The organism is Paenibacillus sp. W4I10 (genome assembly GCF_030816325.1).
Taxonomy (GTDB): Bacteria; Bacillota; Bacilli; order Paenibacillales; family Paenibacillaceae; genus Paenibacillus; species Paenibacillus amylolyticus_B.
The window spans coordinates 5,071,885-5,097,368 of record NZ_JAUSXX010000001.1 but is presented as its reverse complement, the minus strand read 5'-3'; the positions used below and the strand labels follow the sequence as shown (position 1 = coordinate 5,097,368).

The 25,484-nt window shown below is 46.4% G+C and carries 23 protein-coding genes, 1 tRNA gene, 1 rRNA gene, 2 pseudogenes and 1 riboswitch; of the genes and pseudogenes, 17 read left to right on the top strand and 10 right to left on the bottom strand.

What is annotated here, in order from left to right:
- Positions 1-54 precede the first annotated feature (54 nt).
- From rrf to QF049_RS22950, 10 genes and pseudogenes are all read left to right on the top strand, one after another.
- Positions 55-171 (top strand): 5S ribosomal RNA (gene rrf / locus QF049_RS22995).
- 367 nt (positions 172-538) lie between these two features.
- Positions 539-1,996, top strand: a complete 1,458-nt coding sequence (guaB, locus tag QF049_RS22990) for an IMP dehydrogenase (protein ID WP_062838151.1) — start codon at positions 539-541, stop codon at positions 1,994-1,996.
- Positions 1,997-2,414: 418 nt separating this feature from the next.
- A complete protein-coding gene (locus QF049_RS22985) occupies positions 2,415-3,803 on the top strand; it encodes a D-alanyl-D-alanine carboxypeptidase family protein (protein ID WP_307540835.1) in 1,389 nt (462 codons plus the stop codon).
- A gap of 217 nt (positions 3,804-4,020) precedes the next feature.
- Positions 4,021-4,612: pseudogene (gene pdxT / locus QF049_RS22980) on the top strand (pyridoxal 5'-phosphate synthase glutaminase subunit PdxT).
- A gap of 273 nt (positions 4,613-4,885) precedes the next feature.
- Positions 4,886-6,169: a serine--tRNA ligase gene (serS, locus tag QF049_RS22975; protein WP_076216992.1), complete on the top strand. Its 1,284-nt coding sequence runs from the start codon at positions 4,886-4,888 to the stop codon at positions 6,167-6,169.
- 194 nt (positions 6,170-6,363) lie between these two features.
- A tRNA-Ser gene (locus tag QF049_RS22970) sits at positions 6,364-6,452 on the top strand.
- A 192-nt stretch (positions 6,453-6,644) separates the two neighbouring features.
- Positions 6,645-6,986 (top strand): hypothetical protein, encoded by a 342-nt coding sequence (locus QF049_RS22965; protein WP_124118848.1) that lies wholly within the window; start codon positions 6,645-6,647, stop codon positions 6,984-6,986.
- Positions 6,987-7,011: 25 nt separating this feature from the next.
- Positions 7,012-7,188 (top strand): hypothetical protein, encoded by a 177-nt coding sequence (locus QF049_RS22960; RefSeq protein WP_017691325.1) that lies wholly within the window; start codon positions 7,012-7,014, stop codon positions 7,186-7,188.
- A 21-nt stretch (positions 7,189-7,209) separates the two neighbouring features.
- Complete coding sequence (locus QF049_RS22955; protein WP_036607296.1) at positions 7,210-7,362, top strand: small acid-soluble spore protein P; 153 nt, start codon at positions 7,210-7,212, stop codon at positions 7,360-7,362.
- 234 nt (positions 7,363-7,596) lie between these two features.
- Positions 7,597-8,691 (top strand): hypothetical protein, encoded by a 1,095-nt coding sequence (locus QF049_RS22950; protein WP_076216993.1) that lies wholly within the window; start codon positions 7,597-7,599, stop codon positions 8,689-8,691.
- 258 nt (positions 8,692-8,949) lie between these two features.
- Here QF049_RS22950 and QF049_RS22945 read toward each other — a convergent pair whose 3' ends face one another.
- The gene (locus QF049_RS22945; protein ID WP_307540830.1) at positions 8,950-9,519 is read right to left on the bottom strand and encodes a GNAT family N-acetyltransferase; all 570 of its coding nucleotides are present in this window, start codon (positions 9,517-9,519) and stop codon (positions 8,950-8,952) included.
- A gap of 43 nt (positions 9,520-9,562) precedes the next feature.
- Entirely contained in the window at positions 9,563-10,069 is a 507-nt protein-coding gene (gene tadA / locus QF049_RS22940) for a tRNA adenosine(34) deaminase TadA (protein ID WP_017691321.1), read from the bottom strand.
- Positions 10,070-10,400: 331 nt separating this feature from the next.
- Here tadA and QF049_RS22935 point away from each other — a divergent pair, with 331 nt between their 5' ends.
- Complete coding sequence (locus tag QF049_RS22935; protein ID WP_307540826.1) at positions 10,401-12,740, top strand: ATP-binding protein; 2,340 nt, start codon at positions 10,401-10,403, stop codon at positions 12,738-12,740.
- An 18-nt stretch (positions 12,741-12,758) separates the two neighbouring features.
- On the top strand, positions 12,759-13,460 hold the full coding sequence (locus QF049_RS22930) for a pseudouridine synthase (RefSeq protein WP_124118853.1): 702 nt from the start codon (positions 12,759-12,761) through the stop codon (positions 13,458-13,460).
- Positions 13,461-13,592: 132 nt separating this feature from the next.
- On the opposite strand, the gene motB is transcribed toward QF049_RS22930, so the two are convergent.
- Both motB and motA read right to left on the bottom strand, forming a co-directional pair.
- Positions 13,593-14,411: a flagellar motor protein MotB gene (gene motB, locus QF049_RS22925; protein WP_124118854.1), complete on the bottom strand. Its 819-nt coding sequence runs from the start codon at positions 14,409-14,411 to the stop codon at positions 13,593-13,595.
- The gene (gene motA, locus QF049_RS22920; RefSeq protein WP_017691317.1) at positions 14,398-15,198 is read right to left on the bottom strand and encodes a flagellar motor stator protein MotA; all 801 of its coding nucleotides are present in this window, start codon (positions 15,196-15,198) and stop codon (positions 14,398-14,400) included. The genes motB and motA overlap by 14 nt, the downstream gene beginning before the upstream one ends.
- Positions 15,199-15,434: 236 nt before the next feature.
- Between motA and QF049_RS22915 the strand changes: the two genes are divergently transcribed.
- The 4 genes from QF049_RS22915 to rbsK all read left to right on the top strand — a co-directional run bounded on the left by QF049_RS22915 (position 15,435) and on the right by rbsK (position 17,303).
- The gene (locus QF049_RS22915) at positions 15,435-15,728 is read left to right on the top strand and encodes a hypothetical protein (protein WP_074092938.1); all 294 of its coding nucleotides are present in this window, start codon (positions 15,435-15,437) and stop codon (positions 15,726-15,728) included.
- 64 nt (positions 15,729-15,792) lie between these two features.
- Positions 15,793-15,948, top strand: a complete 156-nt coding sequence (locus QF049_RS22910) for a hypothetical protein (protein WP_307540821.1) — start codon at positions 15,793-15,795, stop codon at positions 15,946-15,948.
- A 30-nt stretch (positions 15,949-15,978) separates the two neighbouring features.
- Positions 15,979-16,275 carry a 4a-hydroxytetrahydrobiopterin dehydratase gene (locus tag QF049_RS22905; RefSeq protein WP_062838136.1) on the top strand — a complete coding sequence of 99 codons (297 nt, stop codon included), beginning with the start codon at positions 15,979-15,981 and terminating at the stop codon, positions 16,273-16,275.
- Positions 16,276-16,319: 44 nt separating this feature from the next.
- Complete coding sequence (gene rbsK, locus QF049_RS22900; RefSeq protein ID WP_307540817.1) at positions 16,320-17,303, top strand: ribokinase; 984 nt, start codon at positions 16,320-16,322, stop codon at positions 17,301-17,303.
- A gap of 74 nt (positions 17,304-17,377) precedes the next feature.
- On the opposite strand, the gene QF049_RS22895 is transcribed toward rbsK, so the two are convergent.
- The 5 genes from QF049_RS22895 to QF049_RS22875 form a co-directional block, all read right to left on the bottom strand.
- Positions 17,378-17,734 carry a c-type cytochrome gene (locus QF049_RS22895; protein WP_124118856.1) on the bottom strand — a complete coding sequence of 119 codons (357 nt, stop codon included), beginning with the start codon at positions 17,732-17,734 and terminating at the stop codon, positions 17,378-17,380.
- 150 nt (positions 17,735-17,884) lie between these two features.
- Entirely contained in the window at positions 17,885-18,379 is a 495-nt protein-coding gene (locus QF049_RS22890) for a GNAT family N-acetyltransferase (protein WP_307540813.1), read from the bottom strand.
- A gap of 355 nt (positions 18,380-18,734) precedes the next feature.
- Positions 18,735-19,205, bottom strand: a complete 471-nt coding sequence (locus QF049_RS22885; protein WP_036607285.1) for a C40 family peptidase — start codon at positions 19,203-19,205, stop codon at positions 18,735-18,737.
- A gap of 3 nt (positions 19,206-19,208) precedes the next feature.
- A riboswitch (cyclic di-AMP (ydaO/yuaA leader) is annotated at positions 19,209-19,346 on the bottom strand.
- A 245-nt stretch (positions 19,347-19,591) separates the two neighbouring features.
- A complete protein-coding gene (locus tag QF049_RS22880; RefSeq protein WP_307540811.1) occupies positions 19,592-20,443 on the bottom strand; it encodes a hypothetical protein in 852 nt (283 codons plus the stop codon).
- Between the two features lie 10 nt (positions 20,444-20,453).
- Positions 20,454-22,445, bottom strand: a complete 1,992-nt coding sequence (locus QF049_RS22875) for a M1 family metallopeptidase (RefSeq protein WP_307540809.1) — start codon at positions 22,443-22,445, stop codon at positions 20,454-20,456.
- A gap of 101 nt (positions 22,446-22,546) precedes the next feature.
- Between QF049_RS22875 and QF049_RS22870 the strand changes: the two genes are divergently transcribed.
- The gene (locus QF049_RS22870; protein WP_124118860.1) at positions 22,547-23,050 is read left to right on the top strand and encodes a YwhD family protein; all 504 of its coding nucleotides are present in this window, start codon (positions 22,547-22,549) and stop codon (positions 23,048-23,050) included.
- Positions 23,051-23,247: 197 nt separating this feature from the next.
- Here QF049_RS22870 and QF049_RS22865 read toward each other — a convergent pair.
- Positions 23,248-25,327 (bottom strand): annotated as a pseudogene (locus tag QF049_RS22865) (transglycosylase domain-containing protein).
- Between the last annotated feature and the right edge of the window lie 157 nt (positions 25,328-25,484).

Genomic DNA, 25,484 nt, shown 5'->3' with positions numbered 1-25,484 from the left:
TTCGAATCTAGTTTTCAGAGAACAACAACTCTGAAATGAAAGCTAAGCTATGCGTTTGGTGGCGATGGCGGAGGGGTTCCACACGTACCCATCCCGAACACGACCGTTAAGCCCTCTAGCGCCGATGGTACTTGGACCGCAGGGTCCTGGGAGAGTAGGACGCCGCCAAGCAAAGAACCACTGCCGATGTTATTCGGTGGTGGTTTTTATTATATAGATATATTATGCAATATGGGATTAAAATACAGATTGAATTTGGTGATTTATCAACACAATAGGATGTATACATGTAACGTGATTCGATACGAATTGACGTTTTTTTGTGTAATAACTAGACTTGTCCGCTCTGGAAAAACAGTTGTGTTCATCAGGCAATACACCTGATATAACCAAGTACTTTTCCTTGACAGTCTAAATATCGCTTTGCTAAGATGGCAATAATAAATTTTTCAGAAAACGTATTTTCGGCGTAAAATACAGCCTGGAATCTTCGGGTTTTGGACCGTAAAGCTGAGCAAACATAAGGAGGAACACTTGCGTGTGGGAAGATAAATTTGGTAAGGAAGGCCTCACCTTTGATGATGTATTGCTAGTGCCACGGAAATCCGAGACACTGCCTAAAGAAGTAGATGTATCTATTCGTTTGAGCGATAGTGTAAAACTAAATATTCCTTTGATCAGTGCGGGTATGGATACGGTAACTGAAGCGACATTGGCTATTGCCATTGCACGTGAAGGCGGTATCGGTATTATCCATAAAAATATGTCGGTTGAACAACAGGCAGAAGAAGTAGATCGTGTTAAACGCTCGGAGAGTGGTGTTATTACGAATCCATTCTCACTGACGGCAGATCATCTGGTATCTGATGCGGAAGCAGTAATGGCGAAATACCGGATCTCCGGTGTACCTATTATTGAAGGAGATCAGAAGCTGGTTGGTATTTTGACCAACCGCGATTTGCGTTTTATCCATGATTACGGAATCAAAATTAGCGAAGTCATGACTCGTGAGAATCTGGTTACCGCTCCTGTAGGCACTACACTGCAAGAAGCTGAAGGTATCCTTCAGAAGCACAAGATTGAGAAACTTCCATTAGTTGATGAGACGAACACATTGAAAGGTCTTATCACGATTAAAGATATTGAGAAAGCCATTCAATTCCCTCATGCAGCCAAAGACGCTCAAGGCCGTTTGTTGGTTGGTGCAGCGATTGGTATTTCCAAAGATACATTTGAACGTGCAGATGCTTTGGTACAAGCTGGTGTCGACCTGATTACGGTAGACTCAGCTCACGGACACCATATCAATATCATTGAAGCTGTACGTCAGCTTCGTGAACGTTTCCCTAGCCTGACCATCGTTGCAGGTAACGTCGCTACTGGCGCAGCCACTCGTGACCTGATTGAAGCAGGAGCTTCGGTAGTCAAAGTGGGTATTGGTCCAGGTTCGATTTGTACAACACGTGTTATCGCTGGTATTGGTGTACCTCAAGTAACTGCAGTGTACGATTGTGCAACAGTGGCACGCGAATATGGAGTTCCGATTATCGCGGATGGCGGAATTAAATATTCTGGTGAAATTACGAAGGCATTGGCTGCAGGTGCACACGCGGTGATGCTGGGAAGTTTGTTTGCAGGCACAGCGGAAAGCCCGGGAGAAACAGAAATCTTCCAAGGACGTAGCTACAAAGTATACCGCGGTATGGGTTCAATGGCTGCAATGAAACAAGGTAGTAAAGATCGTTACTTCCAAGATGATGACAAGAAACTGGTTCCGGAAGGAATCGAAGGTCGTGTCGCTTACAAAGGACCATTGTCTGATACGATCCACCAACTGATTGGTGGTCTGCGTTCGGGTATGGGATACTGTGGTACAAGTAACTTGGAGCAACTTCGTAACGATACAGGCTTTATCCGAATTACAGGTGCGGGACTGCGCGAAAGTCATCCCCATGATGTACAGATTACCAAAGAAGCACCTAACTACTCGTTGTAATCTGAAGAGAGTTAATCATTTCCAGGACAGGCTCGGTGATTTTCACCGGGTCTGTCTTTTTTTGCAGATACCCCTGTGATAGAATAGAACAAGCGGTGACGATCCATGGGTGGATTAAGGCGTTGCGGTGGCTATTTGACGTGAATCTATGAATATGGTTTTGAAAAGCAAGTGCAGTGCCAGAAAAGGCTGCCAGTTAAACAGAAGCGCGGACGTCCTTTTACATAAGCATTTGGATAATGCGGACTAAGTGACAATCGATAACGAACTTTAGGAGCAATAATATTGCTCGTTCGATACAGCGCATATAAACACACATCTCATACATCAAACACACAGGTTAGGGAACAAGAAAATCGCAGCATAAGCTGCACTGAAGCAATTAATAATGCTTTGGATCGAAGGGAGTATTCATCAATTGAAAGCCAAACACATGAATAAAAAGAAACGCCAAATGCTCAAAAAGAGCGTAGCCTCGGTAATGCTAATTAACATGCTTTGCATGTCTGCAGTAATGCCGGTCATGGCTGCTGCGGATAACTCCGGTCAGCTTCTGACTGCTGCGGCAACAACAACGAAGACGGAGAAAGCCGTACAGGTGCCTGGGGTAGACTCACTTGGGCTTGAAGTTAGATCAGCGGTGCTTATGGAAGCCTCAACGGGACAGATTCTACTAAATGTCGATGCGGATAAAGCGATGCCACCTGCAAGTATGACCAAGATGATGACAGAGTACATTGTCGCAGAACAGGTCAAACAAGGTAAATTCGGCTGGGACGATATTGTAACTGTTAAAAAGAATGCTGCACAAAGTGTCGGATCACGTATCTTCCTGGCGGAAGGGGACCAGCACACAGTCAAGGATCTCTATATTGCAATGGCTGTTGGCTCTGCCAATGATGCTACGGTTGCTTTGGCTGAGTATGTTGCAGGTTCGGAAGAAGCTTTCGTGAAAATGATGAATGATGAAGCGAAGCGTATGGGGATGAAGGATACGTTCTTCATTAACTCTTCCGGTCTTGATCGAGCAGATATGCCTGCCGACTTCCGTCCAGCGGAAGATAAAGAAACAGTAATGTCCGCACTGGATGCAGCGATTCTGTGCAGATATATCATCATGGATCACCCGGACTACAAAGATTTTACAACTATTCAATCCTATAAGTTCCGTCCAAATGATAAAGCTCCAATTATCAACTACAACTGGATGCTGGAAGCGAATAAAAATATAACCAATTTCAAAAGCTATGCCTATGAAGGTCTGGATGGAATGAAAACAGGCCATACCACGAACGCAGGTAATAACTTTACAGGTACAGCAGAACGTAACGGTATGCGTCTAATTAGTGTTGTTATGGGCACAGATTCGGAATCCGCACGTTTCAGAGAAACTAAAAAGGTATTGGACTATGGATTTAACAACTTTGAAGTGAAACAGGCTGTCGCAGGCAAGACCAAAGTGACGGGCTGGGAAGCAGTACCTTTGAAAAAAGGGAAAGAAACAACCGTTCCTGTTGTAACAGATAATGCGGTAAGTTTCGTTGTTCCCAAAGGTACTCAGAACTTGGATGTGACGTTCAAAGCCAACGTAACTGAGGCTGACAAGTTGGTAGCACCAATTAAGGCAGGTACAAAGGTTGGTACAGTAACGTACACGTATAAAGCAGATGGAATTGAGCCACAGGAAAAAACAGTGAACTTGATCACTGCGGAAGAGGCGGAAAAAGGCGGATGGTTCCGTTTGTTCTTCCGTGCCGTGAAGGATTTCTTCGTGGATCTCTTTGACGGGATCAAAAACCTGTTCTAACCCTTAGCAAGCTTCATGGAAAGAGTATGATCTTGATTTTAATGTTTACATGGTCATATCATTGACAAAATACAAGTTATTCCGACCCGGTGGATTGTATATTTACAATTTTTCCGGTAAAATATCAAGTTAGAATTCACGTATGATGAAGTAAAAAAGTACAATGTTCGTTTACCATATGCAAGATCGTGGCTGGTAAGAGAAGGGGAATGAGCGTATGAAGATCGGCGTTTTAGCACTTCAAGGAGCTGTCACAGAGCATATTCGAAGTATTGAACGTGCTGGAGCAGAAGGTATAGCTATCAAACAGGTTCAGCAATTGGAGGACTTGGATGGTCTTATCCTCCCTGGCGGGGAAAGCACGACGATCGGTAAACTGATGCGCAAGTATGGGTTTATGGATGCCATTCGCGCGTTTGCTGCTGAGGGCAAACCGGTATTTGGTACCTGTGCTGGCTTGATCGTTATGGCTAAACACATTGCAGGACAGGAAGAAGCTCATTTGGAGCTCATGGATATGACTGTATCCCGAAATGCATTTGGACGGCAGAGAGAAAGTTTTGAGACGGATTTGCCAGTCAAAGGCATTGAGGAAACGGTAAGGGCTGTGTTTTATACGGGCGCCCTTGATCGAGAGTGTCGGAGACCAGGTCGAAGTTCTCTCCATATACAAGGATGAGATTGTTACCGCTCGTCAGGGGCATTTGCTGGCTTGCTCCTACCATCCGGAGTTGACGGATGACTATCGTCTGCATACTTATTTTGTAGACATGGTGAGATCCTACAAACACACGGTAGACTCTAAATAATGCATGATGTACAACCTATGATCTCCCGGTCATCGGATCACTTCCCCAGAAGCCTTGTAAGGCCGCTGGATGGCAGTTGCATCTGAACGGATGCCTGATGTTGCCTGTATCTGCTTCAAAGCGGGAATCGCAGCGGAGGGTGACACCGGGGATATAGGTTGTTTTTTGGGTTACAGGTTCCGATAAGTATATAGTAAGGTATATACAGTAGAGTTTTGAGAATGGATTTAACATAAGGCTTCACGTTGTGAGGTTATTTAGGAGGGGTATATCGTGCTTGATGTGAAAATATTGCGGAATGAGTATGCGCGTGTAGAAGAAGCATTGACTAAACGTGGCAAATCGCTGGATCTTATCGCTGGATTTACCGAAATGGATGCCAAGCGTCGGGAATTGCTTCAAGAGAGTGAAACGCTGAAGAGTCGTCGGAATACGGTCTCCGCGGAAGTTGCTAGACTGAAGAAGAATCGTGAGAATGCTGATGATCTGATTGTGGAGATGCGCGAAGTGTCTGATCGAATCAAAGCAATGGACGAAGAAGTTCGGGAACTGGAAGTGAAGATCAATGATCTAACAATGGCGATTCCGAACATTCCTAACGAAAGTGTACCTATTGGAGCTTCTGAAGACGACAATGTTGAGATTCGTCGTTGGGAAGAGCCGAAGTCATTTACTTTTGCACCAAAAGCACACTGGGAAATTGCGCAGGATCTCGATATTCTTGATTTTGAAGCGGCTGCCAAAGTAACAGGTTCCCGTTTTACCTTTTATAAAGGTCTGGGTGCGCGTCTGGAACGTGCATTGATCAACTTCATGATGGATCTGCACAGCGATCAACATGGATATGAAGAGATTCTGCCTCCATACATCGTTAATCGGGACAGCTTATTTGGAACGGGTCAACTGCCTAAGTTCGAAGAAGACCTGTTCAAGTTGAAAGATACCGAATATTATCTGATTCCTACTGCTGAAGTTCCGGTAACGAACTATCATCGCGAAGAGATTCTGAATGTAGATCAATTGCCTAAGCACTTTGTGGCCTACAGCTCTTGTTTCCGTTCTGAAGCCGGTTCGGCTGGACGGGATACACGCGGCTTGATTCGTCAGCATCAATTCAACAAAGTAGAGCTGCTCAAGCTCTCTACTCCAGAGACTTCGTATGAAGAGCTGGAGCAAATGACTCAAAATGCGGAGCGTGTGCTTCAATTGTTGGGCTTGCCGTATCGCGTTCTGACATTGTGTACCGCAGATATGGGCTTCACTTCAGCTAAAACGTATGATATTGAAGTATGGTTGCCTGAGAGCAATACCTATCGTGAGATTTCTTCGTGCTCCAACTGTGAGGACTTCCAAGCACGTCGTGCCAATATCCGTTTCCGCAGAGAGCCAAAAGCGAAACCTGAATTTGTTCATACATTGAATGGGTCAGGATTGGCCGTTGGACGGACGGTAGCCGCAATCCTGGAGAACTATCAACAGGAAGATGGTACGGTTGTTATTCCTGAAGCATTGCGTCCTTATATGGGCGGCACCAGTGTGATTGCACGTCGCTCTTAAGAGTTATTTAACCATCCTCATCAAGAGGAGTACACACTTAATCCGTCATTTTGGAATGGCGGATTGGAGTGTTTTGTATAACTGAAAGCAGTTGTCTGATACGGGATCATCATTTTTAATATAAAAAGGTTGCATTATAATGTCGAGATGTGGTATGATACTTTTCGTGGCAAGTTTATAAAAGTTAATTCCCTGGAGAGGTACCGAAGCGGTCATAACGGGGCGGTCTTGAAAACCGTTAGGGGGCAACTCCACGTGGGTTCGAATCCCACCCTCTCCGCCATACTACACTTATAACAAGGACTCGAGCGATCTCGCTCGGGTCCTTTTTTGCGTTGCGAGTTTGTTAAACGTAGTGAGCATACAGGTTGGTGACCGATGTATACGTTGCACAGTACAACGTTATATTTTGAATAAGGTTAATATGTATAAAAACATCTTCATCGCCGCACTTTATAGGAGTGGAGGTGGTAAGATGAACCGCGAGTTAAACATCGATCAGACAGAGCTTGTAGGGGCTTGGCAAGAACGTTTGCCTCAAGTCCTGAATGTTGGAGACCAGGCTCAGGTAATGGCCGATGAAGCCGATCAGCAGGCGATTCGGATACACATTGCTACAGCAGGGCACGAGATGTACTCTTTTGATTTCAAATGTGCATATGTCGATTCCCGTGAAGTCAGCGTACAGCTGATTGATGTGGAACGGGATGGAAGAACGACGGATGAGCGTACAGAACCGATTCAGGAACTGGCTCACGATTATACACGGCACATTCATGAATGCGCCCAGTCGTTACAATCCCAAACGAGACAATAGCCTGATTCTGAAGGAGTGAACTCAATTGACTAAAGCCAAAGCGGGAGTAGACAAAAACCTGCAAAATGTAGTCGATGATCTGGAGCAACCTGCCGTAAACAGTCATCATGCCCAGCAAATTCAGCAAGATATTAATGATCGCCGTCATCAGGATGCACTGAATCATGACAAAACGGAAGACAGGGACCCATCCCATTCCTAACAATGATGAGGGGGCAATAATATGAGCAAACCAAAAACAATTCCCGTACCGGAAGCGCAAGCATCCGAACAGCATCGTCATTCATCCAAACGCTCTTCCATGCAGGAACCATTATCCGGTTCCAAAAAAGTAAAAAATCAAAATCATGTGGATCATTTGAATCCCCAAGGTTAATTGAAGAAACAGATTCACGCAAAAGTCCCTTGTTACCTAACAGGGGGCTTTTGCGTATTCATACATATATAAAGACAGGCGCATGGTTATTCCCAAAGCTGACATAGGTCTTTGTAGCCATTTTAAAGAGGAAAGATCACATTTTTCCCAAATTAGGTTTCGGTATCTGGCGATATGGTATATCATTGATATTGAATTACTTTTTTTGGGGTTATCACGAGAGGAGAGAAACAAATGACTAAACGTATGGGGGCGCTTCTTCTTACGTTGCTGTTGACCGTATCTATGGCATTGACAGCATGTAGCAGCAAGCAGGAACCAAAAGAGGCATTGAAGACGGCTGCGGCCAATGCTTCCAAATTAACTTCGTATGAGATGAGTTCCAACTTTACAATTAATGAATTGAGCTATAAACCTGGGGATGCTTCACAAACTGATCCTACTATGACTCAGTTTATGAGCATGCTGAAGGATGCTCAGTTGAATGTAACAGGTGTATACCAAAGTGAGCCAATGCAGACAGAGATGACTCTTGGCATCGAGCTTAAAGGCGATATGGGTATGACCTTTAACATTCCAATGGTGATGACGGCAGAGAAACTGTATGTGAAAGTGCCGAACATTCCATTCTTCCCAATTCCGGAGAATGTTGTAGGCAAATTCCTGGAACTTGACCTGAAAGAACTGGCTGAGCAAGAGGGTACAGAATGGAACCCGGATGCTATGGATGCAGCCAAAACGCAAAAGCTGAGCAACGAAGTCATGGACGCAGTGCTGAGCGAGTACGATCAAGCTAAATTCTTCAAAAACCTAGACACCAAAGATGCACAACTTCCTGAAGGTGTAGATGCGAAGCAGGTTGTACAATTCTCGGTGAATAATGACAATGTAAAAGAAGCAGTTACTGTACTGGTAACAAAAGCTATGCCTAAAGTATTGGATATTCTGTCCAAAGAGGAATATCGTGAAATGCTGCAAATGGATCAGGCTGATATCGACAAAGCTAAGGAAGATCTGAAGATCACTGAAGCAGATCAGGCTGAAATGGCTAAAGACTTGGATAAATTGAAAGATGTTCTGACAATTAACCAATTCAACATCGATTTCGCATTGGACAAAAACGACTTCCCTGTATATCAAAAGATGGTCGCTGATGTGCTGATCAAGCCAGAAGATACAAAAGACGAAGTGAAATTGGCATTTACCGGTTCCAATACGTACACCAAGATTAATGAAAAAGCAGCATTCAAAATCAACATCCCTACTGGCGATGACGTAATTACTATGCAAGAGTTCGAAGAATTGATGAACGCTTCATACGGATACTAATCTCGCTGAGTTCAAACCGTCTGTGATTCAAGTGAAGGGTAATCTCCTTCCGCTTGGATACAGGCGGTTTTTTTGTTACACAGCGTATGAGGCGGTATCCGCAAAATAATTGATCTTTGATTTTGAATCGTGGCTGGTGATCTTTACAAATAAAACCGCACTTTCCTACATAACTAGGGTAGTGCGGTCTTGAATATTAAATTTGTATATTGTTGAATTAGAAATACAGACAGCTTTGTGTGGGAACTTCTAAATTAATTAATTCGCAAGTTCGCCCAGGTCTTCAGCAAGTACAGCATAGATCTGATGATCCTGATATTTGCCGTTGATCTTGAGATATTTGCGAGCAGTACCTTCAAACTGGAATCCATTCTTCTCTAATACGCGTTGCGAACCTTTGTTGGTGGGTAATACCGCAGCCTGAACCCGATTTAACTTCAGTGCACGGAAGCCATAAGCTACGGCCAGTTTAACCGCTGCTGTCATTCGTCCGCCGCCCTGATAATCTGGATGGATAAAGTAACCCATATCAGCATAATTGGCAACGCCCAATACGACATTATTGATACTTACTTGTCCAATCAACAGGCTGTCTTTAATGGTATAGATTCCAAATTGATATCCTGTACCTTCTTCTGCTGCCTTGACCCGATCCTCAATCCGCCGAGTCTGAGCACCCAGTGTATAGAATTCATCGTCTCGCACGGGTTCTACAGACTGGTATGGGACGCGTGTGATCTGAATCAGGTCAAGATATGACTGTGTATCTTGGGGTGTGAGCAACCGAAGGCTTATGCCATTGGCTGTATCATAGAGTGTTAGTGCCATTACAGCACACTTCCTTTCTAATTGGGATGTTCGTAGTCGGTGACTACTTTAACTTTTGGCGCAGACTTCTGAAAAATTGAGTTAGCATCGTGGAGCATTCAGGCTGAAGGATATCCGGAATCACCTCGGTGCGATGGTTAAAACGAGGCTCCTGTAGCAGGTTCATCAGTGTACCTGCACAGCCTGCCTTGGGATCAGCTGTACCATAGATTACGCGGGGGACCCTGGATTGTACAATCGCACCTGCACACATCGGACAAGGTTCCAATGTGACGTACAGAGAACAATCCAACAAACGCCAAGCTCCGATGGTCTCGCTGGCCTGACGAATAGCCACCATCTCTGCATGGGCGGTGGAATCCAGTGTAGTTTCACGCAGATTGTATCCCCGACCAATGATTTGGTTGTTTTGTACAATTACAGCTCCAATCGGTACTTCCCCAAGAGCCTCAGCCTTGTAGGCCTCGGCAATGGCCTCCCGCATCCAGTGCTCATGCTGAGCTTCCTCAGATAAATGCGCAAGATCGGTCTGAAGAAAATGGTCAGTCATTACTATATAACTCCTTCCAAAATCGTTTATTCAGCGAACAAGCATTCGGGTTGTTAACATGTTGTGTATAGAAATGTGGATAACCGTATAGTTGCTCACATAGTTATAAACAAACTATCCACAAGCCTGTGGGTATGTGGATAAATATAGTGATTAATTTCATTGTAGAGTTCGAAAATGCAAAAAACAACGAATTTCGAGCTTTTCAGTCATTCGGTAACTTTTGGACACAGGTCAATTATCCTTTTCAAAAAGACATACAAGCGTTATGATGGAGATAGGTTTTGCCATATATCGCCAGAGGGTACAAGCCGAGAGGTGAACAAAAAACTTGTCTATTAAAACGAAATTATCCATGATTATGTCGTGCTCAGTGCTCGTTATTTTAGTGTTGAATATCGCACTGAGTTATTATACTACAGAAGAGAATCTGAGGCAGGACAGTGAAACCAAGATGGTGCTCACTGCAAAGCAGATTGCAGTTGCTGTCGAACAGAATCAATACAGTTCGGATTATGTAAAACGGCAGATTGGAAACAATCTGTGGCTTGCTGCTGTCATGGCAGCGGAAGAATTGGACCCGGATATTAATAATATCACAAATGAAGAACTTGTACGCTTGAGCCAAAAGGTCGGCGTTTCGCATATTTCATTAATGGAGCAGACGGATGATGATATTGTGGTTAGCCGCTCCTCAGATCCGAGAGAAATCGGGCTGTCCACCAAATCCATGACTTATTGGTATCAGGCCTTTAAGCAGTTGTTTGAAAAACAACAGGTGACGATTCCCCAAGGGCAGAAGTTGGAGCATTTCTGGTCAGATGGATTCGAATATTCTACATCCAGTCCTTCGGATATTGATATCTGGGGTTACTACCATGATGGAAAGAGAAACTACATAATCAATCCCTTCTATAATAATACGGAAGTTGATGACTATGTGAAAATCTCTAGTCCGGATGAGATTTTGAATAAAATTCGTGAGGTCAATCCCTCCATTCTGGAGATTACAGGCATCAATCCGTTGACTTTTGGCAGCCCGAACATGGGTGATGACGGAAGAGATTCGAACTTTAGCAAGTTGAATAACAGACCGATTCGTTTTGGTACATACCAGTATGGTTCTACGGATGAGGATCATCGTGCTGTGGTGCGCGCCATTCGAACAGGGCAAAATGTATCTTTTGTCAGTGAAACGCACGAACAGAAGGTACTGAAGAGTTTTATTCCGATTTTCACACCCAATCAGTCTTCCTATGTGATCAGTATTGTCATGGATTATAAGCAAATATCCTCCATGGTATCTGAGCAGTTGGTGAGCCATGCCTCCATATCGTTGGTTTTGCTGGAGATCGTCATCTTTGGCAGCTATTTGCTAGCAGGGTATATCACACGTCCGATCCAATCCATATTGGGCAAAGTGAATGAAGTAGCGGATGGGCACTTTGATTTCCGTCTGAAAGTCCGGAGGAAGGATGAACTTGGCCAACTGGCCAATCGTATTAATGCCATGATTCGTAATCTGGGCCATTATACGAGTCGTCTGAAACAGATGTATGAAGAGAATCGGGCGGTGAAAGAGCATCTGGAGTCCATTATCAATCAGACAGCGGATGCCATTCACATTACGGATCTTGAAGGAAAAGTGCTGCGGGTTAACCGGGCATTTGAACAATTATATGGCTTTCGAAGTCGTGAGGTGGAAGGTCGTAATCTGAAGATCATCCCGCCAGAGGCAGAAGAAGAAATGAAACGTCAGCATGCCCAACTCGTTGAGGGAATGTCCATTACGTCCAACGAAACCACCTGGATGAAGAAAGACGGGACCCGAGTAGAGGTCAGTGTCAGTACGGCTCCGGTGCGAGACGAGGCTGGAGAGATTACCGCGCTCATTAGTGTCTCCAGGGACATTACAAGTCGTAATCGGATGGAAGAGCTGCTCAGACGGTCTGAGAAGCTAACAACCGTGGGCCAGCTTGCAGCAGGTGTGGCACATGAGATTCGTAATCCACTGACCACGCTGCGCGGATTCCTACAGTTACAGCAAGAGAGCAACAAGCTGAATCATCGTCATCTGGATCTGATGTTATCAGAGCTGGATCGCATCAACCTTATTGTTGGTGAATTTCTGATCTTGGCCAAACCGCAGGCGGTTCATTTTCAGAATCGGGATATTCGTTTTATTCTTGGCGATGTCATCTCGTTACTGGATAGTCAGGCGCATCTGCATGGTGTAGAATTTGTACTGCGTGCCTCATCCGATTCGGCTATGGTACACTGTGAAGAGAACCAGCTGAAGCAGGTATTCATCAATTTGCTGAAAAATGGTATGGAGGCCATGCCAAATGGAGGAAGCATCCATATCAAGCTCAAGCATGACGAACAGTCGAAACGCGTCAGAATTGAGATCAGGGATGAAGGGATCGGTATCCCGGAAGAGATGATGCCCAAGCTTGGGGAGCCCTTCTTTACGAATAAAGAGTCTGGAACAGGGCTTGGCCTGATGGTCAGTCAGCGCATTATTCAATCACATAAGGGCATGATGGATATTAAAAGCGTCATGAACAAGGGAACAACGGTTATCATTGAACTGCCTGCATCCGAGCAACAACCGGAAGTTATTGAGGCAGATCAGGTAACGGATGAACCAATTACAGATGAAGAGAGATAGATGAGGTGAGATTACCTTTTGCGTATTAATAAATTTATTAGTGAAACAGGTTATTGCTCCCGGCGTGAAGCCGACAAGTTGGTGGATAGTGGTCAGGTAACTATTAATGGAGTTAAGGCTGAACTGGGCAGTCAGGCAGAAGAAGGCGACGATGTACGAATTAATGGCAAACCGATTAAGGAAAAGAGAAAACACGTATATATTGCGTTGAATAAACCGATCGGGATCACAAGCACAACTGAGCAGCATATTCAGGGGAATATCGTTGATTTTGTCGGACACGATGAACGTATCTTTCCAATTGGGCGCTTGGATAAGGACTCAGAAGGTTTGATCCTGATGACCAATGATGGTGATATCGTTAACCGGATTCTTAGATCAGAAGGACGCCATGAGAAAGAGTATATCGTTACTGTTGATCGATCTGTAACCCCGAGTTTCCTTAGAGGTATGAGCACTGGGGTGAAGATCCTGGGTGAAATGACCCTGCCTTGTACAGTGACCCGGATGACGGATCGAGTATTCCGTATCATCCTGACTGAAGGAAAGAACCGTCAGATTCGGCGGATGTGTAGTGCCTTTGGCTACGAGGTTCGTAAGTTGAAGCGTATTCGGATCATGAACATTCATCTTGGAGAAATGGCGACAGGTTCTTGGAGAGAGCTTACCGCTGCTGAAAAAGCAGAGTTGGGCGGTCTGTTGGACTATTCACTGGAATAGTTGACAGGTGAATCTTCCAAAATAGTGTGAAAAAATGTAGAGATAAACCAAGCATAAGCCTTATATAAACCCCAAAGACCGTTCTCCTTGTACCTGGAGAACGGTCTTTGGTTAATGAATCGCTGCAGGCCTCTAGTTTCCTTCGCCAACGGCTTTTACATTTGTATTGTTACTTTGATACTTCCGAATGATAGATACCTCTACACGGCGATTCTGTGCCCGTCCGGTATTAGTGTCATTGCTGGCAATCGGGTGATACTCTCCATAACCACTTGGTGTGAATTTGGAAGGGTCCAATTGCGAGTTCAGCAACAGGATTTTCAGGAAGTTGAGCGCACGATCTGCACTCAAATCCCAGTTATCCTTATATTGGTTGTTCGAAATGGGAATATTATCGGTATGACCGGATACAACCACTTCATATTCAGGGAACTCTTGTAGCATGCTTGAGATTGCTTTGGCCAAGGATCGTGATTCAGGCTTTACATCTGCTCGGCCTGAGGAGAACAGGGCGTTATCACTGATGGTGATCTTCAATTCAGACTGATTCAGCTTGGTGTTCAGCTGGTCCGAAAGTCCGTTCTTCGAGATATACTGGTCAAGCCGTTTCTTGAGCTTCTCCAGATCTTCCTGCTCTTTTTGAGCCATCTGTGCATCCGTTATCTGAGCTGGTGTTTTCTTGGTGATTTCTGTAGGTTCCTGTTTGTTCTTACCCAGATCGGCACCTGGCGTATCCGGATTCATGGACGTATGATCCAGAACACCGGAGCCTCCATTCAATGCACTGCTTAGTGCGGAAGCCATCTGCTCGAACTTGGCTGCATCGAGTGAACTCATGGAGAACAACGTGATAAACAGGGCAAGCAACAAGGTCATCAAGTCAGAATAGGGAAGCAACCAGCTCTCGTCTATATGTTCTTCATGTGGTTCGTGCTTTTTAGCCTTTTTCACCTGATGATCCCTCCTTCTCTTCCAGTTGTTTACGTTCGGAAGGTGTCAGGAATACGGATAACTTTTGGTTGATGGCAATGGTGGATACACCAGACTGTATGGATAACAATCCTTCAACCATCATCAGCTTGATCTCCATTTCTTGCTTGGACATCCGCTTCAGCTTGTTAGACATCGGGTGCCATAACACGTAACCACTAAATATACCAAGGAGTGTTGCGATAAATGCTGCCGCAATCGCATGGGAGAGTTTCTCCATGTCACTGAGATCGGCAAGTGCTGCGATGAGACCTACAACGGCCCCGAGAACCCCGAGCGTTGGCGCGTACATCCCCGCCTGAGCGAAGATCAAAGCACCGCCACGGTGGCGCTCTTCTGTAGCATGAATATCTTCCATCAGTACATCACTTACAAATTCCTGATCGTTGCCGTCGATAATCATACGCATACCGCCACGAAGGAACTGATCGTCAATCTCTTCTACTTTTGATTCCAGTGCAAGCAAACCTTCACGACGGGTAGTGGAAGCCCAATCCATAAACGTGCCGATCAGAGACACTCGATCAATAAGTACTTGATTTTTGAAAATAATCCCGAAAAGCTTAGGGATTTTCTTAACTTCAGACATTGGAAATGCGATAAAGATAGTTCCTGCTGTACCAACAAAGATAATAACGTAGGCTGCCGGATTGTTAACCAGGTTGATTAAGGGCGCACCCTTCAGGAACATACCGAGTACAAGGGAGACCAGTCCAAAAACTAGTCCAATAATCGTTGAAATGTTCATCATACACCTCATCCATGAGATAAAATTGAATCCTTTCAAGCGGCTGTATTCGGGCTTCCGGACGAATTTTTGGCCGCAATCCGTTCAATGTTAGGCATTCCTTACGGTTGCTAAAACAGTTAAAACGGTCATATATGTATTTATCGACCAGAAGGCCTTTTTTTTTAAGGGCTATTTTCAGGTATAATAAGATCAAATCCGCTCCTTAGGGGCCGAATAATAGGAGTGAAAAGCCAATGGGCGTAAAGCATGGACGGGATTATGAAGGAATTTTGACAGATCTGACAACGGCAATCGGACGCATACCGGATCGGTATGTTTTCTTTGAAATGGACGCGGAAGAGTGGGAGAGACTGGCTGCATCTGACCAACTTGAAGTGGATGAGGCGTTGGCGGAGGATTTGTTCTATGCGCTGGGCGAGGAGTCTGTTATTCCGGTTGGAAGTGGCGTGGTCATCCATGATAAGGAACAGCACCGCATTCATATTTTGATCGGGGAAGAAGAGTTGACGTTTGTACCTTTAATTTAGTGCGTTTACATGCATTTTCAAGGGTATGAATGGAACTGGAATTGCCCTCAAAGCCTTATGGTTAGTGGTTCTATGCCACGTAGTTGATTGGATTTTGAAGCTTGTCCGTGGTAAGATGTTAGTCGTGAAATGGGCCAACCGAATGGCGGTGAGCCTGGCCTTTGAGGTTGCTGTTGATAGCGCCGAAGGTGTCGGTGGTTATACGGACTCAAGTCTGTAATGTACCATCCTATGGGGAGGAAGATAACGCATGGTTTTTTCGCAAGAGGAAGTCGAAGCTCATCTGGGAAGGCTGGAAGGCTGGGAACTGGAAGAGGGACGGTGGATTGTACGTAAATTCGTGTTCTCCAACTACATGAAAGGGATTGCATTTGTGGATGAGGTCGCTGCGATCTCGGAAGCATTCAATCATCATCCTTTTATTACGATTGATTATACAACGGTTACGCTGCGTCTCACTTCATGGGATGCGGGTGGTATCACATCTGTAGATATCAAGGAAGCAGGGCAATATAACGAAGCTTATGACAAAATGAGGTCGGAATAACGAGGTCAGTTATTATCGCGCGGCCAGAAGTGAGTGAACCATACATGTCAGACTATAATCAGAAACAACCTCTTATTGCTGTCGTAGGCAGTCTCAATATGGATCTCGTGGTGAAGACAGACACGATTCCGGAAGAGGGAGAGACGGTGAGTGGTGAGGAGCTGCATTATCTCGCTGGTGGAAAAGGGGCGAACCAGGCTGTTGCCGCTGCGCGTCTGGGTGGACAGACTACGATGATCGGTGCGGTGGGATCGGACGGTTTTGGCGAACGTCTGCTGCACAGTCTGACGGAAAGTGGGGCAGATGCCTCGCAGGTTCGCATATTGGAAGACACGGTTACAGGGACGGCTTCCATCTGGCTCTCTCGGGGAGACAACCGGATTATCATTATTCCTGGTGCGAATGGGCAAGTGGTGCCAGCGATGCTGGAAGAAGCGGATACGGTAAAAAGCCTGACTGCAGCCGCAGCGGTGCTGCTGCAGCTGGAGATCCCGCTGCCAGCGGTTACCCGCGCCGCCCAACTGGCGGCTGAAGGCAGCGCACTGGTGGTGCTCAACCCGGCTCCCGCGGTGCCGGGTCTGCCCCAGGAGCTCCTGCGGTGCGTCGACGTTGTCACGCCGAACCGCAGTGAGCTTGCCGTGCTTACCGGCCGGGATCATCTCCGGCCGGAAGACCTGGATGCGGCGGTCGCAGAGCTCGCCGCATCCCTCGGGGCCGCTGTCGTCACGACGCTCGGCCCCGAGGGGGCTGTGTACGCGGCGGCGCCTGGTGGCCGCGTACAAGCAGGGCGTGCCGGCGCGTGCCGTGCGCCCGGCTACGCCGTAAGCGCCGTCGATACGACCGGCGCTGGCGATTGCTTCAACGGCGCGCTGGCGGTAGCCCTCGCGCGCGGTGAGACGTTGGACGCGGCCGTAGGCTTCGCCATGGGTGCGGCCGCGTTATCCGTGACAAAGCTCGGCGCCCAGTCCGGGATGCCGTCCGCACGTGAAGTTGAGGCCTTTCTGGCTGAGCATGCCGCAGAGGCTTAATAATTGATATAACAAAGAGGCTCTTATTCTCCCAAAAGGGGATTAAGCGCCTCTTTGTTATGCGTGTGCAGAGATTATTTCTTCTCTGACAGCCACATGGCAATATTGGCAATCTCTTCATCCTGCAGTTTGCCCTTGAAGGAAGGCATACCACCTTTACCTTTGACAATCGTAGTGTAGATCTTCTCCAGATCATCCTGACTACCGATGTTTGCCAGAGCAGGTCCTACGCCACCTTGAAGCTGATCCCCGTGACAGGAGATACAATTGGCTTTGACCAGTGCTTCAGCCTGTCCGGCATCCAATGTTACTTCCGGCATGGTTGGCTTGGCTTCTTCAGCCACTTCTTCTTTCCCTGGAAGCGTAAACATTAAAACAATAGCTAAAGCGCATGCTGCAAAAAATACTCCGCTCATGATCCATTTGTGCATCCCTTATGTCCCCTCCAGAATGAAAGATCATCTAACCTGAAACTATCCATATCATTATAACGGAACCTGTACTGACATCATAGCATTTTGTGGGAAATTTTTGAACTAATCACATAACAAGGCGCAAATTTGGTTGTTTTGCAATGCATTTTAATCACGAGGCCCTTCATAAACCATACAGTGAAAGGGCTTTAAGCCGTTTGGGGTCTGTCGTTCGTATGTATCCTGGGTGACAAATCCACTCTTCAGATAGACTTGAATGGCACGAGCATTCCAAGTGAGCACTTCCAGATCGATCTCATTCTTCGGATTTCGGCGAATGGCTTCCTGTACAATGGCCGTGACAAAAGCTGTGCCTTGACCCTGACCACACAGCTCTGGATGCATGCCAAGGCCAATCCGGGTTACCCCTTGAAGTGGGAAGTATTGAGCAAACCCACATATACGATCGTTCTGATCCAGGACGATCGCATATTGCTCTTGCCGCAGCTGTGCATCTCCGAATTCCACTTCCAGAGCTTTCATCTGCTCCCAGGGGAGCCAGCTGTAGATATTGTAAGGCGGGTCATACTGCCAACTGCAGATAAGCTCCGCATGTTCTTCTCGCATGGGTACAACGTGAAACGTCACAGGGGTTTCCTTCATACACCTGCATGCTCCTTTCCTTGAAACAGAACTCTTTGTCCACTCTACAAAAGAGATGTTCATTTAGCAAGTCTTCCTTCCCAAGAAAAAAAATGAAACAAAAGTTCCGGTAATTCCGTTTATATTATAACGGGATGGGTAAAAACATCATAAGGGCACGGACAAACGAACGCAAAATGGACTTGCTGATGTCGCAGGATATACCCCGAGTATAACTTGCAATATAAATAAGGATTGAAGCACAAAAAAACCGCCGGATACATTCCTGCGGAGAATGTACCGGGCGGTTCTGTTATGCTTCTTGCTTCGTTCCAGTATGGTTAATGGTTACAGCATCATGTTGCTCAGCTTGTCCCTAGTCAAGGGCCAGTGATTCATATGCGTCCGTGCTCATAATCCGTTTCGCGCCAACATAACGATTGGCCCAATAGTTTTCACTCAATGCACTGATCGTAACGCCTTTGGAAGAAGAGGAGTGTGCGAACTTTCCATCCCCTACAAAGATTCCTACATGGGATACGCCTTTACCTGTTGTATTAAAGAACACCAGATCGCCAGCTCTCATTTCCATGCGGGATACGGAATCGCCCATGTCGAATTGGGAACTGGATTGGCGTGCCAAATCAATACCCAACTTGTCGAATACATACCGTGTAAATCCGGAGCAGTCAAAGCCGTTAAGCGTTGTTCCCCCACTTTTGTATGTAGTTCCCATTGCTGAATCAATTACTGTGTCCATCTTTGAATCTGCGAATGCGCTACCTGCACCAAGCGATAAAGCGAATGTGATGCTAAGTACAGCTGCGGTTAATTTCTTCTTGAACAAGAGATATTCCCCTTCCAACGCCTGCGAGGTTAGCTTAAGGATTCGGTTGAAGGTCCCCTATGATCCCTCTGTAGCAAGATCAATTCACCCATAACTGGTTCCCCCGCTTCCCAGGTGCCAGGAATTTGGCTATGCTAGTTATGCACCTGCGAAATCAAGAAATGACGATTTAATTTTAAGTAGTTACAAATATGAATGTAAAGATTACAAAGTTGTTACTAAAAACTCACTGCGATTATTGTAACAGAGGAGTACGGCTTTGGCAACGTTTAACAACAAATTTAGCAAAAAAAACCTCGACCTTTGACGGGGAAAGGTTGAGGTCTGCCTATTTATAAGTACATATTAGGCCATGAGTTTAACATGTGATGGTAACAATTTTTAAACTATGTGCTCTCACCTTTGGATATTTTGGACTGCCATAATCGGAAATGGCTGCATATTTTCCACAGACTTAATAGACATCTGGCAAGTGGATACGTCTGTTGTAGTATAAGTCCGGTAAGTCCCGTTAATAACCATGAGGCTGAAGTGAATGCCCCAAAGACGAGCAGGTGTACTCCGCCCAGCAGGAGTGCAATGCCGATTACAGCGGTGAGATGACGCAGTGCAATCCAGAGTGCTTTGAGAGTACCGTGAGCCCCGCCTTCTCCTTCTGGTGCCGACACACCGAACTGCATGTAGAGTATGGCATGGTGGATGATCCAACCATATACAATCCAGGCAGCAACATAAGGTATACCAGGCAAAAGTAATTGAAGGGAATGAAATCCGTCCATGAGAATCGAGTAGAGCTTCGGTATGAGCCAGTAGGCGGGCAGAAGTATCAATAAAGTACGTATGGTGTGAAGCAGCAGCATCGGTTTCCACAGATTTTTGATTCCGCGGACAAAGGGGATGCGCTCTTCTGTAGAATTAAAGTGCTGAAGTGAGTAGAGCAGTCCTGCCTGAATGAGGGGGCTGATCAACATGCGAACCAGCAGCATGCCCCCTAGAATCCATAGATAACGATGAACCTCCGGATGGGTAGACAGGTTAAGTTGACTTTCCATTTTGAACAAAAGTGTACTCAGCTCCCCTGCATCAGCATCTGGATAGCGCAGGAGCAGCGGGATGACAGCCGATTGTACCATTCGATAGAAGAAATATCCCCAAATGAGTTGATAGAGAAATAAGAGTGCGGCAATGAACATATGCTGACGGACGAGAAACCAGCCTTCACGTATTTTCGCTTTCACCGTTTCCACCTCACCATGACAGACCTCCGAATATGGCTTCTATTAGTTTGGTTACACTCATGCTCCAGCGGGACTTCGCCCGCTCATCCAGTCCGGATTTCAGGAAATTGTTCATATGGCGGTTCTCCAGCACGATCGAGTACAGGGGATCGGTCATGGCCCAGGATACGGGGGATGTGTGAGTTAATTTATAGGTGATGCGATCTTCTTTACCATTCCATTGCTTGGTGAGGATATGCCCGTCTTCAAAAGCAATGCGAACAGGAACGGCGTTGTAATCACTCCCTTTTTTTGCGATCGTCACGGATGACTCGTACAATGTTTGGCCGTCTTTCTGTACAGGCGTAACACGAATCTTCTCTACAGCAAAGTCAGCCATCCCGTTACCATAGACATATTGATCAAAATAATCAGACCAGGAAGTGCGGGTCACTTGTTCCACAACGTTCTGAAAATCAGCCGAAGTGGGATGTTTGAAGCGGTACTTCTTCACATAGGTAGAGAGAATACGTTCCATCTTTTTTGCACCGACTTGATGTTCGATACCAAGCAACACAAGCTTGCCACGTGTATAGACATTGGCTGCATACTCATTCTGTGAATCAAACTTCCAGGATTCTTGTGTTAAGGATGAAGGAGACGTAATCAGTCCCGATTGTACCGGCAGATTCGGTATCAATCCATATTCCTGCTCCATCAGTTTGTCTTCTGCATAAGAAGTGAACCCCTCATCCAGCCAGGCTTCCTCGAATTCGTTGCTGGCAACCATGCCGTAGAAGTACTGGTGTCCAATCTCGTGGACTACGGTACGTTCCAGGTCATAACCTGGGGTAGTATCATCGGCTCCAAAGGCCGTAACTAGCGTAGGGTATTCCATACCTCCAGCACCGTTCCCCGCTTTGGGTGGAACTACAATGGATAAGGTTGCGTAAGGATACGGGCCAAACCATTTGCTATAATTAGCTAGTGCGGCCTTCGCGGCGTAGAAATAACGTTCTTTCAGATCCTGATGAGCAGGGTCCAGATATAACTTGATTCGTACACCAGGCACATTGGGTGCGGAGAATGGCTCCTCTGCGTACACAAAATCGGGTGAGGCTGCCCATGCGAAGTCATGCACATCATCGGCGTAGAATTGATAGACCTTTTCTCCGTTCTTCACCACGGCTTGCTGCGTTGGAAATCCGGTAGCAGCCACTTTGTATGTTTCAGGCACCCGAATACGTACACTATATATACCGAAGTCAGCGTAAAACTCTGAATTGCCATGGTACTGGTGCAGATTCCAGCCTTCCGTTGTTCGTCCACGTCTGCCCACAGGTTCATAGGCACTTAATTTGGGAAACCATTGACCTGCCATGACAAAATGATCAGCAGTTCCCATCCGGGCAAAAATCTTTGGCAGATTCACTTCAAATCGGGTGTGGAGTGTGATACTTTCCCCGCCTTTGACGGGTTTGGGCAGGCGTACTTTAATGAGGGTGGAATCCTTGATATTTCCGTCATCTGGTTGCACATACTGCATCCGGTGCAGCAGAGAGAGCCCGTCCTCCGTTTTCATTTCGGTAATGTTCATGGAGCCATAACCATTGGTAGGCATGACATCACCCCGAAGCTTTCCACCGGATTCCTTCATAAAGGTGGTGTCAGCAGAAGAGAAAGCGTTGGGATACATATGAAAGTAAAGCTCGCTGACGGTTTTTTTGCCTGGATGAGTCCAGGTGATCGTCTGAGTCCCTTTCAATACGTTTCCATCGACCAGCTTCACATCCATGTGATATTCCACAACACGGTTGCTGTACACTTCGGCTGTAGGGGTCTGTACACTTTCTGGAGGTGCTGGGGTTGGAGCTATTGCCTTGGGCTTGCCCGATTCGGGGGCGAGTACTGGCAATTCGGAATGAGTTGAGCGATTATAACCCAGAGTGATCCATATCCCTCCGGCAAGTACACACAGGGCCAGGGATGCAGTGAGCCAGCTCTTGGCGCGTCGTGGAATCATCGTTAAATACCTCCCGTTGACAAGCATCTAAAGCATGTATATGTTTGCAATGGGACAATTATTAGTTAAAATATTTGTATCAACCCTTGGAGGTTATAAACATGGACCAAAACGAGCAAAACGGCAAAAAACAAATTGCCTTGAATATCGTTAGTGCAAAAAGCAAGCATAAAGGCTTCGGTGCAGGCTCCATTGATCTGAATAACCTTTCCCCGGTCATTATTGATAATGGAGAGGCCAAAATCGATATCGGTGCGATGCATGCGAAGAGCAAGGTGGAACGCAATATCAAGTTCTCTACCAATCGTGAAGATGTGCCCAACGGACGCCAGGTATGGCTGGTGTGGGTAGCTGTCGATCGCACGGAGGAAGGCCAACTGTATGGTGGAGCAACGGCATGTGAGATGTGGATTGATACGGAAGCAAGACGTGGATGGAAACTGCTGGCGGAACATGTGAATCGCATGGATTATGCCTTGAAGCGTCGCTTCATGCTGGATGAGCTTGGACCCGAAGCTCGAGCTGCACTTAAGACACTGTTGATCTCACACAACGAAGAATGGTGGAATGCTTCTCCAGATGAATTGAAAGAAGCACTCGCCTAAGGCAGATCATTCAACACAGTATAAAAGAAAAAAACAAAAGGCCCCTCGACCGGAAAGTTCGGTTGGGGGTCTTTTGCTTGTGCATTAATCGTATTCAACGATCTGAATAATTATGAGTTTTCATCCGAAGTGAATTTCCAAATGCTTAGTATAACCAGGGGTCATAGGTGACGTAACTAAGTCATCGCGTATTTGCGTCATTCTACCCACCAACGTTTGAAATCTCCCCACCAGGAATGTTTCTCTTCCTGTATGCCTTGTTGATTCTGTACCTGACGGGTCTTCTCATCTTCTCCAGAATCCGAATCATCCTTCGTACCATGACATACCTCTGTCGGTTCAGTACCATCAATAAAAACTTCCAATCGTTTTCTCTTCGCAACCGTTGCCTGCCAGCTTGCCGGATTCCGGGTCAATATATACACTTACGACATGATCAGGCACGGTGAAGATTTTGGGTGGTACGCTCGCAAGTGCCTGCTCTGTGAACTGGGCAAAGATCGGCGCAGCCCGGCGGCCATCCGAAGTGGAGATGGCTTTGCCTTGGTCGTAACCAACCCATACCGCGGTGGAGAGCTCCGGTGTGAATCCAACCAACCAGGCATCTGTATTGGTTGTGCCAGTTTTTCCGGCTACCGGACGTTTAATCGCCTTAGACACCCGGTTGCCCGTTCCTCCATTTTCGAAGACACTTTCCATTAAACGAGTTAGGACATAAGCTGCTGCAGGTTCCACGACGGTCTCAGCCTTGGTTTGAGGCGATTCATAGAGCACACGTCCTGCGGCATCCGTCACTTGCAGAATGGCGACAGGTGGCGTCCGTTGTCCACCAGCAGCAATGACGGAAAAGGCCGACGCCATCTCCAACGGGCTGACAGGTGACGTTCCCAGTGCAAGAGAAGGTACGGCGCTCAGGTTGCTTGTAATGCCGAGGTTTTTTGCCATACTCACAACCTGCTCAGGACCGATCTGCATAATGGTGTTCACCGCATAGATGTTGTCTGAAGCGGCGATCGCTTGCCTTAGATCAATCTCACCCAGATACTTGTCTCCAAAGTTGCCGGGTTTATAGGTTTTGCGGTCATTGTCATAGTGAAACAGGGTAGGTTCACTGTTAAATATGGATGCACTGGTGAGCTGCTTGGATTCCAGGGCTGCCAGATACATAATGGGTTTAAACGCCGAACCTGGCTGGCGCGTTGTCGCCAGAACATGGTTAATCTGATTGGTGCGATAATTCTTGCCGCCCACCATGGCTTTGATGTAGCCCGTCCGAGGGTCGATGGACACCAGAGCCGTCTCCAGCTCACTTTTGGCATCCATACCCTTCGCTATGGCGTCTTCAGCTGCTTTTTGAACACGCAGATCCAGGGTGGTGTAGATGTTCAATCCCCCATGATCCAGCATCGCTTCACTGATTCCCAACTCTTTGATCGCCAGATTCCGGATATAGTCACGGAAATAAGGGGCGCTTTCCACCGTTTTACGCTCGCTTTCCGGTTTGAACGATAGCATTTTCTCATAGGCCTTATCCGCTTCGGCCTGGGTGATCTTGCCGATATCAGCCATGGCATTCAGCACAATCTTCTGTCGGTCTTTGGCATTCTTCATATGGTTATAGGGTGAATAGTAGGTAGGTCCTTTCGGGATTCCTGCCAACATGGCACTCTCTGCAAGATCCAACTGTTTGGCTGATTTGCCAAAATACATTCGTGAAGCCGCTTCGATTCCGTACGCACCATGCCCATAATAGATTTCGTTCAGATACATCTGCAAAATTTCATCCTTGCTGTATTTCATCTCCAATTGCGCCGTGTACATGGCTTCCTTGGCTTTGCGAGTCCATGTTTTCTCATGAGACAGATACAGGTTACGCGCCAGCTGTTGAGTCAATGTACTCGCACCCTGCGACATCTGCATATGTTCGAGGTTAACGAGCACAGCCCGTCCCATCCCTTGCACGTCGAACCCGTAGTGATTATAGAATTTGCGGTCCTCTACAGCCAGAGTGGCATTGACCAGATCTGGAGCGATATCCTCCAGTTGAACGGGTACAGAGTCTTTGCCACCTGCAGAGAAGGTAGCGATGACTTCACCTTGACTGTCCAGTAATCTGGAATTCCGATCAGAGTCTGCTAGGGGCAGGCTGGTTGCGTATAGATAGACCAATCCTGCAGCGGTAGCAAGTATGGCGAGCACGGCGAGCAGAGACAGGTTTTTAAACAATTTACGTACACGGAACCCGCGTTTGCGGGTCTTTTGATTTGGCTTGGTCATGGAACGGGCTCCTCTCTTTTCTTCCAGTATGGGACTTGATTGGCAGGGATATTCAATCGGGTGCATAAGCAATCAAAATGTAGCATTTTCGTCGGAAAAACCGTTTTGCAGTATAAACGTCAATCGCGTATAATGCAAAAGGGTAATGAAAAGGTAA

Excerpts from the sequence above, each read along its gene's own strand:
- QF049_RS22965 (WP_124118848.1), top strand. The coding sequence starts at position 6,645 with ATGAACCGCGAGTTAAACATCGATCAGACAGAGCTTGTAGGGGCTTGG.
- QF049_RS22955 (WP_036607296.1), top strand. The coding sequence starts at position 7,210 with ATGAGCAAACCAAAAACAATTCCCGTACCGGAAGCGCAAGCATCCGAA.
- QF049_RS22950 (WP_076216993.1), top strand. The coding sequence starts at position 7,597 with ATGACTAAACGTATGGGGGCGCTTCTTCTTACGTTGCTGTTGACCGTA.
- QF049_RS22945 (WP_307540830.1), bottom strand. The coding sequence starts at position 9,519 with ATGGCACTAACACTCTATGATACAGCCAATGGCATAAGCCTTCGGTTG.
- tadA (WP_017691321.1), bottom strand. The coding sequence starts at position 10,069 with ATGACTGACCATTTTCTTCAGACCGATCTTGCGCATTTATCTGAGGAA.
- motA (WP_017691317.1), bottom strand. The coding sequence starts at position 15,198 with ATGAACATTTCAACGATTATTGGACTAGTTTTTGGACTGGTCTCCCTT.
- QF049_RS22915 (WP_074092938.1), top strand. The coding sequence starts at position 15,435 with ATGGGCGTAAAGCATGGACGGGATTATGAAGGAATTTTGACAGATCTG.
- QF049_RS22905 (WP_062838136.1), top strand. The coding sequence starts at position 15,979 with ATGGTTTTTTCGCAAGAGGAAGTCGAAGCTCATCTGGGAAGGCTGGAA.
- rbsK (WP_307540817.1), top strand. The coding sequence starts at position 16,320 with ATGTCAGACTATAATCAGAAACAACCTCTTATTGCTGTCGTAGGCAGT.
- QF049_RS22895 (WP_124118856.1), bottom strand. The coding sequence starts at position 17,734 with ATGCACAAATGGATCATGAGCGGAGTATTTTTTGCAGCATGCGCTTTA.
- QF049_RS22890 (WP_307540813.1), bottom strand. The coding sequence starts at position 18,379 with ATGAAGGAAACCCCTGTGACGTTTCACGTTGTACCCATGCGAGAAGAA.
- QF049_RS22875 (WP_307540809.1), bottom strand. The coding sequence starts at position 22,445 with ATGATTCCACGACGCGCCAAGAGCTGGCTCACTGCATCCCTGGCCCTG.
- QF049_RS22870 (WP_124118860.1), top strand. The coding sequence starts at position 22,547 with ATGGACCAAAACGAGCAAAACGGCAAAAAACAAATTGCCTTGAATATC.